The 1,485-nt window shown below is 61.1% G+C and carries 2 protein-coding genes; one reads left to right on the top strand and one right to left on the bottom strand.

The window, feature by feature from the left end; translation table 11 throughout:
• Window positions 1-20: 20 nt before the first annotated feature.
• Complete coding sequence (locus tag IVA81_RS12220; RefSeq protein WP_247316736.1) at window positions 21-1,142, bottom strand: IS630 family transposase; 1,122 nt, start codon at window positions 1,140-1,142, stop codon at window positions 21-23.
• 40 nt (window positions 1,143-1,182) lie between these two features.
• Between IVA81_RS12220 and IVA81_RS12225 the strand changes: the two genes are divergently transcribed.
• On the top strand, window positions 1,183-1,440 hold the full coding sequence (locus IVA81_RS12225) for a MarR family winged helix-turn-helix transcriptional regulator (protein ID WP_247316730.1): 258 nt from the start codon (window positions 1,183-1,185) through the stop codon (window positions 1,438-1,440).
• Window positions 1,441-1,485: the final 45 nt, after the last annotated feature.

A 1,485-nucleotide genomic window follows, 5' to 3' on the forward strand; every position in this document is an offset into this window, starting at 1 on the left:
CTAGTACTTCTGCACAGTGATTATGACTCTTTGGAGGAGTTTGGGTAGGCGCGTCCCATTTTGGCGCGGGCCTTTTCTGTTGTGAACATCCAGTTGATGCGGGAGCGCGCGGCATTTCTCTGCCGCTCCCAGGCGGAGATTTCGCGGCGTAGTCGCTTGCAGCCGTCGATCCTGCGGGCGAGGCACTGTCCCCGCAAGACGCCGATCTCGATCTCAACCATGTTGAGCCAGCTTGCGTGCTTGGGGGTGTAGTGGAACTCGATCCGCCGCAGGATGCGCCGTGCTTCAGCGGGCGGGAACGTCTGATACAGGGCGCCGGCTGAGTGGGTCGATAAATTATCCTGCACAACGCGGATGATCTCGGCACTAGGATAATGAATGTCGACGAGATCGCGCATGCATTGGGCATAGTCTTTTGCCGTTCGCCGCTCGGTGAGCTTGACCTTCCGCCAGGGGCGATGCACGTCGAGGAGAACGAAGAGATTGACCGTCCCATTGCGACGATATTCGTAGTCGTAACGTTCGAGCCGGCCTGGCCTTGGCGGAATTGGCTGACGGACCTCGCCGATGAGCTGCACCGGGCTTTCGTCGAAGCACACCACCGGCCTGCTCGGATCGGGTGCCTCGGCATAGAGATCGAGCACGTCTTCCATTCGGGCGACGTATTCGCCATCGACCTGCGGAATGCACCACATGTCGCGGCGCCAGGGTTTAAGGTTATTCTCCGCCAGACGTCGCCGGACCGTCTCGCGCGACAGGCTTTTGTGTTCGGTGAGCTTGACGAGCGCACCCGCCAGCAGATCGAGCGTCCAGCGGGCACGGCCCTTTGGAGGGGCCGCACAGGCGGTCGCCACCAGCAAGGCTTCTTCCTTGCCCGTGAGCTTGCGTTCCGCCCCGGGCCGCGGCTCCTCGCTCAGCGCCCGTTCCAGATTGCCTTCCACGAAGCGGCGCTTGGTCCGGTACACGGTCGAGCCGCTCACGCCGACACTCCTGGCGATCTCCTCGTCGCCGGCCCCGGCATCGGCAGCCAGCAAAATCTGCGCGCGCTTGAGCTTGCGGGACGCATGCTTGCCGCCGCTGAGCAGCGCCCTGAGTTCGCTGCGCTCGACTTGGCTGAGTTCGACCCGATAGCGTACATTCATGCCTGCCTCCCTGAGAGGCACGCACGAACAACTGAATCGGATGGCCGGCGTGAGTCCTTCGGCAAAAACCTTCACGCCCAAGCAGGGGCAATACCTCGCCTTCATCCACCTCTATACGAGGCTTCACCGAAGGCCTCCGGCGGAAGCCGACATGCAGGAATATTTCCGCGTCACCCCGCCTTCGGTTCACCAAATGGTGCGATCGCTCGAGAGAGCCGGCCTTATCAAAAGGGTGCCAAGGACAGCTCGCAGTATCGAACTCCTCGTTGATCCCAAAGCTCTACCGGAGTTAATCTGACCGCCTCAACCCAACCGGTCAAAATCACTGTGAAAAGCAACTAGT

The sequence above is a fragment of the Bradyrhizobium sp. 141 genome (genome assembly GCF_023074055.1).
Lineage (GTDB): Bacteria > Pseudomonadota > Alphaproteobacteria > Rhizobiales > Xanthobacteraceae > Bradyrhizobium.

Excerpts from the sequence above, each read along its gene's own strand:
- IVA81_RS12220 (WP_247316736.1), bottom strand. The coding sequence starts at position 1,142 with ATGAATGTACGCTATCGGGTCGAACTCAGCCAAGTCGAGCGCAGCGAA.
- IVA81_RS12225 (WP_247316730.1), top strand. The coding sequence starts at position 1,183 with ATGGCCGGCGTGAGTCCTTCGGCAAAAACCTTCACGCCCAAGCAGGGG.